We start from the raw sequence: 15,965 nt of genomic DNA on the forward strand, positions 1-15,965 counted from the left end.
ATCTACGAAATCCCAAGAACGAATGGCCGGGTGAGGGTTTGATGAAGGTTGCTGAAAAGCAGGGTGATCGAAGCCGCGAGCGCTACTGAAACCTGGGTGAATGCAAGAGGGGCAGCCCAGCCAGGAGAGGCAAGCTATCGGAAGCGCGTTCAGGTCTGAGCGGTCAGCAGCGCCGCCGGGAGGCATTGGGCTTTACTGGGCCACGGGTCTTTTTGGCTCATTCCAATCCGGGCGAGAGCCGTGGCAAAGTGGCTCGGCAAAAACCCTCCGAACAGAGAGCCAAGCGCGCTGATATCGGCGATGCAGAGTGACCAGATCAAGCCTGGCCAACTGAACCACGACACAGGTAGAACGGAATGGACAAAAGCCTTGAGGTCTTGGAGCGCACGCTCCAGGCAAGCATTATCGAGCAGCGTGCAGCCCGTCGCTGGACGAACTTTTATCGCCTGGGAATGGCAGCTATCGTCGTCACCCTCGTGTTCTTCGGGGGGCAGTCCGAGTTCGAGGGCGAGGATACTGGTGGTTCTGCCGTAACTGCCAAGATAAAGGTGAAGGGCGTGATTGCTGACGGCGAAGAAGCCAGCGCCGATAACATCAAGCGAAGCCTCGCCAAGGCCTTCGAGAATGAGGACACCAAGGCGGTGATCCTTGAGATCAACAGCCCTGGTGGCAGTCCCGTGCAGTCCGGGCAGGTATACGACGAAATTAAGCGGCAGCGGGCGCTGTATCCGGACAAGAAGGTCTACGCCGTCATCTCCGACCTCGGGGCCTCCGGCGGCTATTACATCGCCAGCGCAGCGGATGAAATCTTCGCCGACAAGTCCAGCCTGGTCGGCTCAATCGGGGTCACGGCGGCGAGCTTCGGATTTGTCGAGCTCATGAACAAGCTCGGCGTCGAGCGTAGGGCTTTTACCTCCGGCGAGCATAAGGCGTTCCTCGATCAGTTCCAGCCGCAAAATCCAGAGGAAACCGTTTTCTGGGAAGGCGTGCTCAAGACTACGCACAAGCAGTTCATCGAATCGGTCGAGGCGGGCCGGGGGGAGCGCCTGAAGTCGAAAGAGCATCCCGAGGTTTATTCGGGTCTGATCTGGACGGGCGAGCAGGCATTAGGTTTGGGCCTCGTGGATAAGCTTGGCGATGCGGACTATGTGGCCAGAGAAGTGGTAGGGGCGAGCAAGATCGTTGACTTCACCCGCAGGCAGAACCCACTGGATCGGTTTGCGAACAAGATCGGGGCGTCTGTCGCGGAGCAGCTCTCGATGAGGCTCGGCTTCAATGGGCCTACGCTTCGCTGACAATCCAAGGAGAAAACATCTCCTCCAGCTCACCACAACCACATTCATGAGGAGTAAGAAGATTGAGCGAGAATGAGGGTACCAACGCATGTACAGAGCCAGGTGAGTTTATGCCCAAAGAAGGGGGGGCTAATGACCGGGCGACTCTCACACTGAGCATCGACGCAAGCGATGCCGCGTCTATGGCAGAGCTGCTAGAGCAAGCTCTATTCGAGATCCGCCTCAGATCAAAAATTAGCTCAGATCCTTTTCACATCAACGCGAAAGGTGAACAGCGGGGCACGATGGGGAGCTATGAGTTTGCCTTCCAGGCCAACACACTGACCCGCAACATGTTCTTGTAATACTGTCAGCCGCATAGTGGGGGCGTATCAAGCCCCCCCAGTCCAGAAACGTTGGTTATGTGCTGCTGCGAGCAGTAACCGAGCCCACCGGCTAAATCCAGGGCGGCATGTGTAGCCAGTCGAGCACGCGCAACAGCAGCTCGGCGAGCACATTGGCGAGAATGTTTAGCAGCAGATCGGCAAGGCGATTGTGCATGGCGGGATGCCCTCTGTTTTGTGTAGAGGACTAATTAGATACTCCCAAATTGGGCGTCACAAAAAGCACTTTTTATTACTTCGTGGCTTTATTTGTCGGCGCGACGAATAACTCTTTACGCCGCGTAGATAGCGGGATAGAGCAAGCAACAGATCACCTGCTGCGAAGTATCTTGTCCCTATTCCCTTCGCAACCACCTCCCTTCACTGCCGCAGGCGTTGTCGCTATACTCTCACTGTATATTCATACAGTTGGCGCGCAACAATGACCGCATTCCTCCTCTGCCGCCTTCAGGCATCCCTTTTGGCAACCCTTCTGCCGGTTGCTGGCCAGGTGAGTTGCGGCTTCCCGTCTCCGGCGGCTGACTACGAACTCCCGGAGCTTTCCCTCGACGCCCTGGTTGGCATACGCCCCACCTCCTCGATCTTCCTCATGCGTGCTTGGGGCCACTCGATGCGTGACGCCGGTATCCATGACGGAGACATTCTCATCATCGACAAGGCGGGTAAGGCCCAACCAGGAGATGTGGTAGTGGCTGTGATCGGTGCAGAGTTTGTCGTGAAGACGCTGGAGGAAGACGAGGAAGGCCGGATGCAGCTTGTTGCTGCGAACCCGGACTACAAGCCCATCCGCCTTGGTGACGATGAAGTTTTGGAGGTTTGGGGGGTGTGTCTATGGGTTTTGCACAGCCTCGCTGGCCGGTCGCCCGCGTGACCATTGCTCTGATCGACTGCAACGCCTTTTACTGCTCGGTCGAGGTGTTGTTTCAACCCTGGCTGCGGGATCGCCCTGTCGTGGTGGCCAGCTCCAATGATGGTTGTGTAGTGAGCCGCAACGACCCAGCGAAGGCCCTTGGGATCAAGATGGGACAGCCGGTGTTTGAGCTGCGTGATCAGATGGCCAGAAACGAGGTCAAGATATTTTCCTCGAATTTCGAGTTGTACCAGTCAGTCAGCAACCGAGTCATGGCCGTTTTGGATGAGTTGGCCCCCCGAATTTTTGTGTATTCAGTTGACGAAAGTTTCGCTGACCTCACTGGCATCGCTGATCCAGAGGCATGGGGCCGGCATGCCAGAGACGAGATCCAGACTCGCCTGGGGTTGGGTGTAGGCGTCGGGATTGCGCCCACGAAAACCCTCGCAAAGCTGGCCAACTGGGCGGCCAAACGCTGGAAGGCAAAGAGCGAGTGCGTGGTGGATCTGCGTGATCCGGTGCGCCAGGAGAAGCTGCTGCGCTATGCCAAAGTTGGCGAGGTCTGGGGCATTGGCCCGAGGCTGAATGCCCGCCTCGCCGACATAGGCATCAATAGCGCCTGGCAGTTGGCTACCGCCGATCCTAAGCTGCTGCGCCGGCAGTTCAACGTCAACGTCGAGCGCACGGCGAGAGAGCTGCTCGGCTTGCCTTGCTTCCCTTTTGTCGATGGCAGTCCGGATCGTAAGCAGATGATCGCTTGCACACGGTCGTTTGGAGGTCGAATTCTTTCCTTGGATCTACTGGAAGGGGCGGTCGCCACGTTCACTGGGAATGTGGCAGCCAAGCTACGGCAGCAGTCGAGTCTCGCAAACTGCCTGCAAGTGTTCGCCAGATCCAGCCCTTTCGATACCACTGGCGAGCACTACAGCGCCTCCCGTATCGTCGCGATGCCGTACCCAACAGACGATACCCGTGACCTGACGAATGCTGCCCTCTCAGGACTGCGGGCGTTGTTCCGGGCAGGCCCGCGCTACGCCAAGGCGGGAGTAATTCTGTCCCAGTTCGTCGAGCGTGGCTCCATCACAGACGATCTTTTCGCTCCGAAACCCAGACCCAATAGTGAGCAACTAATGCGTGTCATGGATGCCATCAACGCCAAGCAGGGCAGGGGCACCCTTCGGCTCGCCTGTGATCCTGTTGGGGGCTCCTGGTCGATGCGGCGTGAGCTACTAAGCCCAGCCTACACAACCTCCTGGATGGGGTTGCAGCAGGCCAAGTGCTGACCAACGGAGCGAGCGGACTATGCTGTATGCCTCATCTGGAATACAGACCGGGGGTACCGGAATATGTGTAGCCGATACGAAGCACCTACTCCCAACCAACTCATTACAGCGTTCGGGGTGGCACCAGAACAGCCGGTAGAAACAGCGCTTTGGCCGGGTTACGCAGGGCCATTCATTCGCACGGCGCAGGACGTTGATCCAGAGGGCGAAGCGAGGTCTCCCATCGAAGCGCTGGCGGGCCTATTCGGCTTACTTCCGTTTTGGGCGAAAGATACGAAGCTGGCTCGACGGACTTTTAACGCCCGGACGGAAACCGTAGCGGAGAAGCCGAGCTTTCGTGCAGCCTGGAAGAACGCCCAGCACTGCATCATCCCAGCTACCGCAATTTACGAGCCCGATTGGCGATCCGGAAAGGCAATTCCAACCAGGATTTCGCGGGTCGACGGCGAGCTCATGGGGATCGCTGGTCTCTGGGAGCGTTGGGTGAGTGCGACGGGCGAGGTCGTGCATAGCTATACGATGCTGACGGTCAACGCAGACGAACATCCGCTGATGAGGAACTACCACAAGGCCACCGACGAGAAGCGCATGGTGGTGATCCTGCCCAATGGGGTGCATCAGGACTGGCTGCGTGCCCCAGCGGAGCAGAGCATGGCGTTCCTGCGGCAGTACCCTGCCGAGCGGTTGCAGGCCAGCGCTGAGGCACCCTCGCGCAAGCCCTGATGGGAGAGTGCGGGAGGAATTTCCCGTGAAGGGCTGAGGGTGTGCAGGCAAGGGACTATGCCTGGCCTTTTCTTCCCCTCATTAGGTCGATTCAGTTATGGGCGAACAGCGTGCCCGGCTCGATGCCGGGCACGCTAGATTCGGCAGCGCCGCAATCAAAGCAGTCGCGCCGACCAGTCTCCCCCCTGATCCGCACCATTCACCGTCGCCCAGGTGCACGTCAAACCCGTCGTTGGCGCACTGCCAGGGTTCGGCAAGGCGCCAATTCCCAAGACCAGACAGAGAAGGATGAACTGAATCCCCCTCATGAACGGGCAATGCAAGACGGACGATTTGCCATTTGCCGTGGTTTGACTAGTATTCGGTTTGTCGGTGATTGCTTGGTTGATCACTACCAAAGAGCACTGGGCGTGCCCTACACGCCCAGTGCTCCCCCCCTTGTTGCGACATCGCTTGACTCGTTTACGCATGCTTGCGCTCCCATTTGACGAATAAAGCCATTTTCCAAGTTTCCTACGTCATAGGCATGCTTTATGCCCATGAGTAGTAAGGATAGTTCGGAATCGGCAAGGTCAAGGCAAAGCGCACGAAAACAGGGTTTTACCGTTCGTCGGTGCAGCCCTGGAGCCCAGTGGCGGTGCGGCCTGCACCACATCGGAAAATTTCTTGGCTGAGCGATTGAGCAGCCTCGACCCTCTCGACCGACGCGCTCCAGATCGGGCCTGCCTCCGAAGAAGTCTGATCGGTTGCCGTCCGACAACCCTCTCTCCGTGAACAAGCGCCGTAGACGCTGGTAGGCTTCGCAGGATGCCTACTGGCAACTCTCTCAGGATCGCTAGCGATTCCAATCCTGACAGAGAGAACACATGGCCACTGCCACCCGCCGCGCAATCTCCCTTCGTCAATTCAAACACCTGATCCGTGTCGCCTCGTGCCTTCGAGGCTGCCCTATAACAATTCGAGCATATGCCTTGCCTATGCTTAGCCATCTTGTTACAGTGCATATGCCTGGCATATGTAGGAGCAGCTTTATGCGTACCGTCTCTATTTTCAAAAACGGCAAGAATCAGGCCGTTCGCTTACCCAATGACATGGCCTATGAAGGCGTCGGGGAGCTTGAGATTTCTCGGGAAGGTGACGTGATCACTCTGCGCCCAGCCCGGCCATCCTGGGCGTCCCTTCCTGAGCTGCCGAAGGCTGATGCCGATTTCCTTCAAGAGCGCCCGGTGGTTGTTGGTGATGAAGGCAGGTTCAATCTGTGACCACCTACATGCTCGATACCTGCATTTGCTCCTTCATCATGCGAGAACACCCTGCATCGGTGATCCAACGACTGACTGCCGAGGTAGAGCAGGGCAACCGCATTGTCATTTCCGCCATCACCTACGCCGAAATGCGCTACGGCCAGATCGGCAAGAAAGCTTCGGCCAAGCATAAAACCCTGGTCGATGAATTCGTAAAGCGGTTAGACGCAGTGTTGCCGTGGGATCAACGTGCCGTAGATGCGACCGTTGAAGCAATGCGTGCGCTCACCAAGGCGGGCACGCCAATTGGCGCCAACGACACTGCTATTGCAGGTCATGCAATAGCCTCCGGCTGTACGCTGGTGACCAACAACGTGCGTGAATTTGGTCGTGTACCCGGCCTTCTTTACGAAGACTGGGTTTAAGAGGGAAACGAAGCGATGAAGACTTCCGACGAGTTCAGCGGCATACCCTCTGATTGTGGGTTAAGCGAGCTACAGGCCACTGTCGAAAGTCAACTGACGAGGATAGCGGCTTCCTTCGACACGCACCCCAACGCGGTTCTTGTGGTGTTTCAGTCGATTTCAGGTGTCGAGTTGAAGGAGAAGCAACTGATAGCAGCCAAGGCTGCTGGTTTGGAAGTTGCCGCACAAGGCGAGCCTACTGTGCGCGCATTAGTTGATCGCTGGGCGTCTGTTGACGGACTCGGCGAATTCGCTGCGGCGGTCACGCGAACGATGCTTCCAGCCTGAACTGTTCAAAGAATTCGAAATGCGATATGCGCTCAGTGTTGCCAAGCACTATCTGACCGGGAAGCTCACGACCACTCATGCCGTCTATGCCCTTCGGGTCAGGCCGGTGGCTGTTGCAAGCAAGGGCCGAGTTTGGGTGATCGGCCCTGATTTCAAAGTCTGAAGAAACGGAGACTAGGATGATCGCAACGGTGTTGGTGATAGCCGCAGTTTTTGGGTTGATCTGGTGGCTTGCACGGCTGGGGGCTCAAAACACGAGAGGCTGGTGGCTGCGAGATTACTTCGCAAAGACCAGCTTCTATGTTGCCTTCTTTGTGGCCATGGTGGCTGGTCGGCAGTTCGACTTCCCAAGCCGACTCGTACTCGCCCTACCATCATCACTGATAATGGCGGTACTGATTGCGTCACCTATGACGCTGATTTACTACTTCAGGGTCGTTAAAAAGCAGCCTCATTTGAGGCCGAAAGGTAGCTCTCGCGTCGACGAGACAAGCGTCTAGGAAAGCCCAACACACTCTCAAGGAGCAGTACATGAGAACTACCCTCCAGCGCGTCGTTCATGTTGCCATTTTGGCTGCGGTCAGCAACCTCGCGCAGGCTGAGCAGCTTGTCTGCGTGGCCAAAGAGAAGGCCACCATACAGTCCATCAATCTGGACACTGTGTCCAAGGGTGCAACGGTCACGCTCATCAATGGAAAGCAGTATCCCGGTAAGGTTCTCGCTGTACGCGAGCACAACGATGGTTTCAAGATCAACATCGAGTATCGGCGGACACCTGACCTCGGGTTCAAGGATCAGGTCATGGTGTTTGCCGTAGGTTCGCCAAATTACAAACTCTACTCGTTCAGTTTCGAGAAGGTCGCCCAGGAATGGGTTATGGAGTTTGCTGGTGACGATTCATCCATGAATTGCGCACTTGCTAGCTAAGAGCGTGATCAGCGGGTTCACACTCACGCTGATTGCGGTGTTGTTTTGGGTCTGGCAACGAAACGCCTAAAGCCTCCGTCTCACAAATTCGACGCATAGGAAAAGGCCGAAAGCTGGCCTTTTCTTTTGGAGCTCAGTTCACGAACTCCATTGCTCAGGAACTGATTTTCGGCGCTCGCGGCTGCATCAGCACGCGCCGTGTCACTTGCGGGTCCGCGTGCGCGGCTGGGTTTCTTCGGTCTTCTCGGCGCCCACTCCTGGCGTTTTCGAAGCTGCCTTCGCTTTACCGCCCTTGGCCAAGCTCGCTCGGAGAGCGTCCATCAGGTCGATAACCTGGCCGCTTGGGGTGACTTCGCCAGCCTCCGGCGAAACGATTTGCTTCCCGGCGATCTTGGCGTCGATCGCCGCGAGTACCCGCTTTTTCTCTTCGTCTCCGTATTGCCTCGGATCGTATCCGTCTTCCGCCACCTGCTCGATCAGTTGGATTGCCAACGTCAACTCGGCCTCCGAAACATCGACCTGCTCGACGTGCAAATCCGCCAGAGATCGCACCTCATCGGCGAAGAGCAATTGCTGGAAGATCATCCCATCTGCCGCCGGGCGTACCTGCACCATGTGCGTTTTACCCTTCGACGCCCACTTGGCGACTGCGCAACGTCCTGTCTTCAGCATCGCGTCTTTGAGTAGGTTGTAGGGCTTGCCTCCGCGCTTGTCCGGGGCAAGGTAATAGGCCTTGTCGTAGTAGATAGGGTCGACGGCCTGCACGGGGATGAAAGCGACAATCTCGACAACAGGGCTGGCACCTTCCTCCAGCACCTTGAGCTCGTCCGGGGTGAAGGTGACGTAACGATCCTTCTCAAATTCGTATCCCTTCACCATGTCGGCGCGACCGACAGGCTTGCCGGTTAGCTCAGAAATGTATTGCTGCTTTACGTGGGAGCCGTCTTTGCATAGGAAGTTGAAATGAATCGCATTCTCGCTCTCGGTCGCGGTCGCGGGGTAAAGCTTGACCGGTATCGAAACTAGGCCAAAAGATAGGGACAATGAGGCGATCGATCGAGCTGCCATAGGACCCTCCAAGCATCTGAAAGCTCTTATCAGTTTAGCCTCTCCAGCGGACCCGTTAATTCCTGCCGGGTCTCCCAATAGGCACTCCACGGGTCGACGGTCTGGAAGCTGAGGTACTCGCGCGCCGTACGTATGGTCCACTGAGAGCCGCTTTTCAGGGCCATCAGTTGCTCCCACGCCACCGGCATTGAGACGCCCATCCCGGGACGGGCCCTGGCTGAAAACGCGGCCACGGTTGTCTGACCGAAGCCGTTGCGCAGGTAGTCGACGAAGACTTTGCCGGGGCGGTTCGCCGGCCCCGATTTTGCGGAAAATCGGCTCGGAATCGTTCGCGCCAGGTGTAGTGCCAACGACTTTGAGAACGCCCTTACCGTGTCGTAGTCGAGTTTTGGCTTGAGTGGTACGACGACGTGGAGGCCTTTGCCCCCGCTCGTCTTTAACCATGCCTTCAGACCGAGTTCTGTCAGCAATGTTTGCACCAGCAGGGCCGCCTCCTGCACATGCTGCCATTTGATGCCTTCGCCCGGATCAAGGTCGAACACGATCCGGTCAGGTGCCGTCAAAGTGCCGACGGTGGAGTTCCAGGGGTGAAACTCCACGACGTTCATTTGGGTCGCGGCTACCAGGGCATCAGGACTGTCTATTGAAAGCAGCGCGGCGTGGCCGGGCCAAAGTGAGGGATCGTGTTCGGTCAGCCCAGGCATTTTGGTCCCTGAGTGCTTCTGGAAGAACAGTTCACCAGCGATGCCGCTGGGCGCGCGAAGGAGCGAAACAGGACGGTCAACAAGGTGCGGCAGCATCCAGGTCGCCACGCTTTCGTAATACCGCACGAGCTCAAGCTTGGTGATCCCGGTCGACTCGTCGATCACCCGCTCCGGGTGGGTGATTTTGACCGCAGCGCCTTCTAAGAACGCTGTCTTAGCGGCTTCACGAGTAACCTGACTCGCGGTTTTGTCAGAGCGCAGTCCCTTGAATGAGGCGTGACGGACGTGGCCAGCGGGCGTCCACTCGGCGAAGGCGACTTCGCAGACCAAAATCGGTTTAACCCAATGTTCGCCACCGGCCCAACTTCCGTGCCTGACAGCGTTCGCGTCAAACGGGCGCGCTGGGGTCTCGACCGCCGACAGCCTGGCCCGCAGTTCCTGCCCACCTTTGGCATTCCAGCCAGTGCCCACCCTGCCGGCGTACCGTAGCCGTCCGGCTTCGTGATAGCCCAGCAGCAGCGCGCCCACCTCCCGAGAGGCGGCGCCGCGTTCCGTGAAGCCGCATATGACAAACTCCTGACGGAGTTTGCATTTTGCCTTAAGCCAGGTCGAGGACGGCCCGGAGGTGTAAATGGCGTCGCTTCGCTTGAGCATCAAGCCTTCAAGGCCTAAGTCACACGCGGCTTGGAAGACCTCCTTTGGTGGCGCATCGAAGCTGTCACTGAACCGAATCCGCTCGGAAGGCTCTCCGATGAGCTGCTTAAGCTGAGCACGCCTCGCCTTCAGCGGGACCAGGCGAAGGTCCACGCCGCCCCAATACGGAAGATCAAAGAGGAAGTAGACGATGGACTCGCCTCGGGTGGCGATGGCGTTCTGTAGCGCGTTGAAGTTCGGAATGCCGGCCTTCAGGACGACGGCCTCGCCGTCTAGCCAAGCTTCAGTGATGCCTAGCTTCTCGACCGCTGACGCCAGGCTCTTTAGTTTGTTCGTCCAGTCCTGGCCCCCGCTGGTGAAAAATCGGACCCGTCCCTGATCGATGCGGGCCATCATGCGATAGCCATCAAACTTCGTCTCAACGATCCAGTCACCGCCGACCGGCAAAGTGCTAGCCAACACTGCACCCTGAGGCGTGAGTTTGGCTGGCAGCAAGGCCCTAACAGCCTGAGTGAGCTCTATTGTCGTCTCGATGGCCGGCTGGAGGACGGCCTCCCGCAGTCCAAGCGGATGAACGACAACGCTGTCAGGAAGTGCAGTGATCACGTCGTACAGAGAGAGCGGGCGGGCCCACTCGTCGCGCTTCTTGAATAGCATCCACTGCGTGGCATCCGTCTTCGAGATGCGGACCAACTCCCACTTGCCGACGAGCTTCTCTCCATGGAGCTTAAAGAGCAGCTTACCGTCTTGCAGTCCAGCCCGTGGGTCGCCAATTGGGTCCCATGTGCCACGGTCCCAGACTATGACGGAACCAGCACCGTACTGCTTTGGAGGAATCGTGCCTTCAAACCCGGCATAGCTGACAGGATGATCCTCCACCTGGATGGCCATTCTGCGTTCCTGAGGGTCATAGCAAGGCCCCTTGGGCACAGCCCAGCTCAGCAGAACGCCGTCCAGCTCTAAGCGGAGGTCGTAATGGAGGTGGCTAGCCCAATGCTTCTGAACGACAAAGAGGGAGCCGCTGGAAGTACCCGCAGGCTCGGGCTCCGGCGTGACGGTGAAATCGCGCTTTTGGCGGTATCGACGAAGAGAAGTGGGCTCGGAGTTCGCCATGCATTGCCTTTTACTTCGGCGCAGGAGCCGCGCTCATCAGCTCCGGTCTGTGGGGCATGAGCGGACGTAGGGGGGACAGGTCACGGCTGCGGGTGCTTTCCGTACCGATACTTCCAGCTTAGGCCAAGTGGTCGGGTTCCTCGGCGTTTCCTATGACTTGTCGTTGGCGTTCGGATCGGTGCTGGCCTCAGCTTTACGCCGTTAGCCTTCGGATGTGCCTGGCACATTGAGGCTGAAGCCCTCCTAAACGCTTCCAGCGCCGGGCCGATCTGCCTGGACGCTGTACCCAAATCCCGATGCTTGGGATTTTCAGACTCGATGGTTTCCTGTTCTCACTGAACGAACAGGTTCGAGACCATGCAGCTCCGCCCATACCAAGACACCCAACTCAACATGCTCCGAGAGGGCATCAGCCAGCGCCAACTGATCCAAATGCTTATGAGCCCCACTGGCTCGGGCAAGACGGAGGTGGCCAAGGCAATCATCGCCAGCGCCGCCAACAAGCTGAAGCGCGCTTGGTTCGTCGTCGACAGCGTGAAGCTGCTCGATCAGACCCTGGCTCGCTTCCACAAGGATGGGCTGTACGCGGGTGCTATCCAGTCAGACCACCCCTGCACCGATTACTCGAAGCAGATTCAGGTCGCGACGGTGCAGAGCCTGCGCCCACGCCTTGCGTACATGCTGAATCACTGCCGTCCCAACCTCGTCCTGATCGACGAGGCGCACGTCATTCACCAGACCCACCTGGAGCTGATCGAGTGGTGCCGGGCAAACAAAGTGCCGGTCATCGGCTTGAGCGCGACGCCCTTCCGCCGTGGTCTTGGTAAGATTTTCGACCGGCTGGTGAGCTGCATCACCACCGAAGAGCTGACCGATCAAGGGTTCTTGGTGCCGACCACCTGCTACGCGCCATTCGTGCCATCGCTCAAGGGTGTCCGGACGAACGCTGACGGCGACTACATCGAGGATGAGTTGGCCAAGGTGATGGGCGACGCTCAGATCATTGGCGACATCGTTTCCCACTGGAAAGAGTTGGGCGAGAACCGGAAAACGCTAGTGTTCGCGTGCAACGTCGCTCACTCCAAGCGCATTGCTGAGGAGTTCTTTAACGCTGGGATCATGGCTGCGCACATTGACGGCTACATGCCGCAGCACGAGACGGACGAAATCCTGCGGCTCTACGCGCAAGGCAAGATCAAGGTGCTGGTGTCGGTGGCAATGCTCATCAAAGGGTTTGATGATCCCTCGACGAGTTGCCTGATCCTGGCCCGGCCTACGAAATCCCTTCAACTGCACTATCAGATGATTGGCCGCGTGCTGCGGCTTTCGCCGGAGACCTGGAAGATCGATGGCATCATCATCGACCATGCAGGCAACCTGCTGCTCAATGGCCTGCCAACAGACGCGCTGCCTGACAGAATGGATATGGGCGATGGTGACCCGGTTGATCGGCGCAAGCAGGACAAGGCCGACCAGGAACAGAAAACCAAGCCCTGCCCGAAGTGCAGCTTCATATTTTCTGGGCTCATGTGCCCGCGCTGCGGCAATGAGATCACCGTGGCAGATGGTGTTGCGGTGGCCACCGGCAAGTTGGTAAAGCTCGAGGATCGCCGCAAGGTACTCGGGCCGACCAGCAAGCAGCACATTTTCAGCGAACTGCTGGGCTATGCCCAAGAGAAGGGCAAGAAGGAAGGGTGGGCGCAGTACGCTTATCAGGCCTACATGAAAGAGCTTCCAGACCGCACCTGGATCGGTGCTGTGCAGCCCAATTTACCCAGTCCCGATATGATCAACTGGGTGAAGGGCTACAACGTGCGCCGCGCCAAGAGCAAAAAACGCTTCGCCTGAGGGCTTGGGTAATTCCGAGCCTGTGTTTCACTGTTCGCACTGGCCCCGATTGGCTTGAACACTTCCAACAAAGACCCAAGGAGTAACACCTGCATGAATCGACAAGAACTCGTCAAAGCCATCGCCGACGACACCGGCCACAGCCAAGCCGCTGTAGGCGAGATGCTGAACAGCCTGATCTCCAAGGTTCAAGATGCCGTCGCTGCCGGCGACAAGGTTGCCTTGGTCGGCTTCGGCGCCTTCGACACTGCCAGCCGTGCAGAGCGCCAGGGTCGCAATCCGGCCACCGGCCAGCCCATCACCATCTCTGCATCCAGGCTACCGAAGTTCACTGCCGGTAAGGCTTTCAAGGATCAGGTCAACAAGTGATCCAGACGCCGCCCCGGAAGGGGCGGCATCTCCTCCCTTCTATTTCAGGCGATAAAACGGTCTGAATACGCAACACCTCTTCCGGCTGGCATGAAACGATCTCCTCATCACAGGAGACCTCAATGCCCGGCGAAAATACCCCCCCTGAATCAACCTCCAGCACCATGTCTGACTACCTGACGGCCTTGGGTGGACACGCATTGCGCATTCTGGCCCTGCGCCACAACGGCGACGGACTGCGCTCAATCGGTGCAAAGCACGCCACTGGCCTGGCCGGTATCGGCATTTCAGCCGTTCTCATCTGCACCCTCCTTGCACCGGATATCAGTGGCGGGACTGGCCCTGTCGGCGCAACTGCCGTTGCCATCCTGGCTGCGCTGGCCTTGCGGACGTTTGGCCCTCATGCCGTTGCCGGTTTCGGCATCTTCCTGCTGGCGACTGAGCCGGTTGCGCTTCTGCTGCGCCATCAGCCGATGGGAGCTCTGCTCGACCAGATGTTTTCTCTCTGGTGTCTGATCGCCTTGTCTGTCTACGGCTACCGCTGCATGAAATCGAACCTGGAAATGCGCCAATGAAATGCACCCCCGAACAAACGCCCGTCATCGAGTACACCGGCAAGCATCTGGTAGTGAAGGCGTATGCCGGGTGCGGCAAGACGAGCACGCTGGTTGCCTATGCAAAGCATCACAGCAATTTGCGCATGCTCTACCTCGCCTACAACCGAGCCATCCGCGATGAGGGGGCAGAGAAGTTCCCCAAGAACGTGACCTGCAAGACCTCTCACCAGCTCGCCTGGCCGCAGTTCGGGCGGCACTACCAGCACAAGCTAGGGAACATCAGGCTGACAGACGCCGCCACCCTGCTCGAAACCCGCAACTGGGGCGACGTGCGGGACGCAATCGCCGTCCTCAACGCCTATCAGTCGAGTGCCGATCAAGAAATTGGCCTTGCCCACTTCTTCACCGGGCTGGGGGAGGAGGAGAGTGCGGAGTGCGGGGCAGATCATATCGACTGGACGATCATCGCCGCGCAGAGGCTCTGGGATGCAATGATCGACCCCAAGAACAAGTTCGTCTGCCAGCATGACGCCTACCTGAAGCTCTTCCAGCTCAGCAACCCAGTTCTGCCCTATGACGTGATCCTGTTCGACGAGGCCCAGGACAGCAACCCAGTCACTGCCTCTCTGGTCGCCGGTCAAAACGCACGGAAAATATTTGTGGGAGACAAGTGGCAGCAGATTTACCGCTGGCGGGGCGCAGAGAATGCGCTCGACACCCAGATCGAGCTGGGTGCCGACGCGATGTTCCTGACCAACTCCTTCCGCTTCGGCCCGATGATCGCCGGGGTGGCCAATGCCATCCTCAAGCAGCAGGGCGAGGAACGCCCCCTGGTAGGGATTGGTGCTCGTGACCGCGTTGTGACCAGCCTTCCATTCGGAACCGACCGCTACACGGTGCTCAACCGGACTGTGGTGGGCGTGATCATGACGGCAATCGACGCTGTATCTGGCGGGCAAATGGTCTTCTGGAACGGGGGGATCGAGGCCTACCAGATTTCTGACCTGGAGGATGCCTACAACCTGAAGAAGGGGAGAAAGGACGAGATCCGCAACAAGCGGCTGTTCGGAGAATTTCGTGACTTCGAGGCCTACGCCGAGGCGGCAGAGGAGTCGAAAGACGCCGAGATGAACCGGATGCTCAGGATCTTGAAAGAGCATGACGATATCCCGAAGCTGATCGCGGCGCTGCGCCGGAACTCGACCGACGATTCCGACGTGGCTGACGTGATCGTCAGTACATGCCACCGGGCCAAAGGGCTTGAGTGGGATGTAGTTGTGCTTGAGGAGGATTTCCCGGACATCTTCGACGAGGAGAAGGTCTCTCCCGAGCAACGGGTCGACGAACTCAACCTGCTCTATGTGGCCGTCACCCGAGCCAAGAAGACCCTCGTGATCAACAGCATCACCCAGATCGTGATCCACAAGAGCCATTCCGAGGCGAAGAGGGCGCTGGCAGCGAAGAAGGTGAGCGCTTGATCTCGCTCTACCTCGCCCTGCTGCTAATTCCCGCAGGAGCGATATTCCTGTGGGGCCGCCTGGTCTCACGGTTCTCGGTAAAGACCTGGAGTGTCTATCGGAACACAGGAATTATCGGCTCGCCGGTACACGAGCTGGCCCACGCCGCTGCGTGCCTGCTGTTCGGGCTGCGGATCAGGAAACTGGCCTTGTTCGCCCCCGACGCAATTACCGGGCGACTGGGGTACGTTGATTTCTCCTACAACCCGTTCTCGATGCGCAACACGATTGGCCTGGTCGTACAGGGAATCGCCCCGCTGCTTGCCGGCGGGGCAATCGCTGTTCTGACACTGGGCACTGCCAACGAGCACGGCATTCCCGACCAGGGTATCTGGCCCTTGGCTGTCTGGATCTGCTCGGTCGCCGCCGGCTCCGTCTCTGCGCTGCTTGAGATGGGCGGTGAGTCATGGGCCGGCTTCGGTATTGCCCTGTTGGTGCTGATCATCTGCATGCACTCCATACCTAGCACGGCGGACATCGCGGTAGGGCTGAGGGGGTTCGCCATCATGGCGGTCATCTTCGGCGGGGTGGTCTTTCTGCTCCAGATGATCCCAGGCACAGGCGAGGGCGCCGTCATGGAGTTCGTGACGAATAGCGCGGATGAAGTGGCGTATTACCTCGAGCGAGGCATGTGGCATGCGCTCAATGGCGCGGTCACGGTGGTGGCCCTTTCCGTGG

16 protein-coding genes are annotated in these 15,965 nt (G+C 58.4%); 14 read left to right on the top strand and 2 right to left on the bottom strand.

From position 1 onward, the window contains the following. Positions 1-356 precede the first annotated feature (356 nt). The 9 genes from sppA to FFS12_RS14730 all read left to right on the top strand — a co-directional run bounded on the left by sppA (position 357) and on the right by FFS12_RS14730 (position 7,457). Positions 357-1,295, top strand: coding sequence for a signal peptide peptidase SppA (gene sppA / locus FFS12_RS14690; protein ID WP_137887700.1), 939 nt, complete (start codon positions 357-359; stop codon positions 1,293-1,295). 62 nt (positions 1,296-1,357) lie between these two features. Continuing rightward, the gene (locus tag FFS12_RS14695) at positions 1,358-1,639 is read left to right on the top strand and encodes a hypothetical protein (protein WP_137887702.1); all 282 of its coding nucleotides are present in this window, start codon (positions 1,358-1,360) and stop codon (positions 1,637-1,639) included. Positions 1,640-2,099: 460 nt separating this feature from the next. Continuing rightward, complete coding sequence (locus tag FFS12_RS14700) at positions 2,100-2,549, top strand: LexA family transcriptional regulator (RefSeq protein WP_137887704.1); 450 nt, start codon at positions 2,100-2,102, stop codon at positions 2,547-2,549. After that, the gene (gene umuC, locus FFS12_RS14705; RefSeq protein ID WP_137887706.1) at positions 2,510-3,811 is read left to right on the top strand and encodes a translesion error-prone DNA polymerase V subunit UmuC; all 1,302 of its coding nucleotides are present in this window, start codon (positions 2,510-2,512) and stop codon (positions 3,809-3,811) included. Before FFS12_RS14700 ends, umuC begins: the two co-directional genes overlap by 40 nt. A gap of 63 nt (positions 3,812-3,874) precedes the next feature. Continuing rightward, a complete protein-coding gene (locus tag FFS12_RS14710) occupies positions 3,875-4,534 on the top strand; it encodes an SOS response-associated peptidase (RefSeq protein ID WP_137887708.1) in 660 nt (219 codons plus the stop codon). A 1,031-nt stretch (positions 4,535-5,565) separates the two neighbouring features. Continuing rightward, positions 5,566-5,796 carry a type II toxin-antitoxin system VapB family antitoxin gene (gene vapB / locus FFS12_RS14715; RefSeq protein WP_137887710.1) on the top strand — a complete coding sequence of 77 codons (231 nt, stop codon included), beginning with the start codon at positions 5,566-5,568 and terminating at the stop codon, positions 5,794-5,796. Then, entirely contained in the window at positions 5,793-6,203 is a 411-nt protein-coding gene (locus FFS12_RS14720) for a type II toxin-antitoxin system VapC family toxin (protein WP_137887712.1), read from the top strand. Before vapB ends, FFS12_RS14720 begins: the two co-directional genes overlap by 4 nt. Before the next feature lie 15 nt (positions 6,204-6,218). Continuing rightward, a complete protein-coding gene (locus tag FFS12_RS14725) occupies positions 6,219-6,530 on the top strand; it encodes a hypothetical protein (protein WP_137887714.1) in 312 nt (103 codons plus the stop codon). A gap of 531 nt (positions 6,531-7,061) precedes the next feature. Continuing rightward, positions 7,062-7,457 carry a hypothetical protein gene (locus tag FFS12_RS14730; protein ID WP_137887716.1) on the top strand — a complete coding sequence of 132 codons (396 nt, stop codon included), beginning with the start codon at positions 7,062-7,064 and terminating at the stop codon, positions 7,455-7,457. Positions 7,458-7,658: 201 nt separating this feature from the next. On the opposite strand, the gene FFS12_RS14735 is transcribed toward FFS12_RS14730, so the two are convergent. Together FFS12_RS14735 and ligD are read right to left on the bottom strand one after the other, a co-directional pair. Further along, positions 7,659-8,525 carry a Ku protein gene (locus FFS12_RS14735; RefSeq protein WP_137887718.1) on the bottom strand — a complete coding sequence of 289 codons (867 nt, stop codon included), beginning with the start codon at positions 8,523-8,525 and terminating at the stop codon, positions 7,659-7,661. A 29-nt stretch (positions 8,526-8,554) separates the two neighbouring features. Further along, on the bottom strand, positions 8,555-10,996 hold the full coding sequence (gene ligD, locus FFS12_RS14740; RefSeq protein ID WP_137887720.1) for a DNA ligase D: 2,442 nt from the start codon (positions 10,994-10,996) through the stop codon (positions 8,555-8,557). A 357-nt stretch (positions 10,997-11,353) separates the two neighbouring features. On the opposite strand from ligD, the gene FFS12_RS14745 reads away from it, so the two are divergent. The 5 genes from FFS12_RS14745 to FFS12_RS14765 form a co-directional block, all read left to right on the top strand. Beyond that, positions 11,354-12,844: a DEAD/DEAH box helicase gene (locus tag FFS12_RS14745; RefSeq protein ID WP_137887722.1), complete on the top strand. Its 1,491-nt coding sequence runs from the start codon at positions 11,354-11,356 to the stop codon at positions 12,842-12,844. A 93-nt stretch (positions 12,845-12,937) separates the two neighbouring features. Then, positions 12,938-13,213, top strand: coding sequence for an HU family DNA-binding protein (locus tag FFS12_RS14750; protein WP_137887724.1), 276 nt, complete (start codon positions 12,938-12,940; stop codon positions 13,211-13,213). A gap of 122 nt (positions 13,214-13,335) precedes the next feature. Beyond that, on the top strand, positions 13,336-13,788 hold the full coding sequence (locus FFS12_RS14755) for a hypothetical protein (protein WP_137887726.1): 453 nt from the start codon (positions 13,336-13,338) through the stop codon (positions 13,786-13,788). Beyond that, the gene (locus FFS12_RS14760) at positions 13,785-15,248 is read left to right on the top strand and encodes a 3'-5' exonuclease (protein WP_137887728.1); all 1,464 of its coding nucleotides are present in this window, start codon (positions 13,785-13,787) and stop codon (positions 15,246-15,248) included. Before FFS12_RS14755 ends, FFS12_RS14760 begins: the two co-directional genes overlap by 4 nt. Next, positions 15,245-15,965 (top strand): hypothetical protein (locus FFS12_RS14765; protein ID WP_137887730.1); only part of this gene is annotated, 721 nt, incomplete at its 3' end. The genes FFS12_RS14760 and FFS12_RS14765, both read left to right, overlap by 4 nt.

This window comes from Pseudomonas sp. 2FE (assembly GCF_005503735.1).
Taxonomy (GTDB): domain Bacteria; phylum Pseudomonadota; class Gammaproteobacteria; order Pseudomonadales; family Pseudomonadaceae; genus Aquipseudomonas.

Coding starts and splice junctions, on each gene's coding strand:
- ligD (WP_137887720.1), bottom strand. CDS start 10,996: ATGGCGAACTCCGAGCCCACTTCTCTTCGTCGATACCGCCAAAAGCGC.
- FFS12_RS14750 (WP_137887724.1), top strand. CDS start 12,938: ATGAATCGACAAGAACTCGTCAAAGCCATCGCCGACGACACCGGCCAC.
- FFS12_RS14735 (WP_137887718.1), bottom strand. CDS start 8,525: ATGGCAGCTCGATCGATCGCCTCATTGTCCCTATCTTTTGGCCTAGTT.
- FFS12_RS14710 (WP_137887708.1), top strand. CDS start 3,875: ATGTGTAGCCGATACGAAGCACCTACTCCCAACCAACTCATTACAGCG.
- umuC (WP_137887706.1), top strand. CDS start 2,510: ATGGGTTTTGCACAGCCTCGCTGGCCGGTCGCCCGCGTGACCATTGCT.
- vapB (WP_137887710.1), top strand. CDS start 5,566: ATGCGTACCGTCTCTATTTTCAAAAACGGCAAGAATCAGGCCGTTCGC.
- FFS12_RS14700 (WP_137887704.1), top strand. CDS start 2,100: ATGACCGCATTCCTCCTCTGCCGCCTTCAGGCATCCCTTTTGGCAACC.
- FFS12_RS14745 (WP_137887722.1), top strand. CDS start 11,354: ATGCAGCTCCGCCCATACCAAGACACCCAACTCAACATGCTCCGAGAG.
- sppA (WP_137887700.1), top strand. CDS start 357: ATGGACAAAAGCCTTGAGGTCTTGGAGCGCACGCTCCAGGCAAGCATT.
- FFS12_RS14760 (WP_137887728.1), top strand. CDS start 13,785: ATGAAATGCACCCCCGAACAAACGCCCGTCATCGAGTACACCGGCAAG.
- FFS12_RS14755 (WP_137887726.1), top strand. CDS start 13,336: ATGCCCGGCGAAAATACCCCCCCTGAATCAACCTCCAGCACCATGTCT.
- FFS12_RS14730 (WP_137887716.1), top strand. CDS start 7,062: ATGAGAACTACCCTCCAGCGCGTCGTTCATGTTGCCATTTTGGCTGCG.
- FFS12_RS14725 (WP_137887714.1), top strand. CDS start 6,219: ATGAAGACTTCCGACGAGTTCAGCGGCATACCCTCTGATTGTGGGTTA.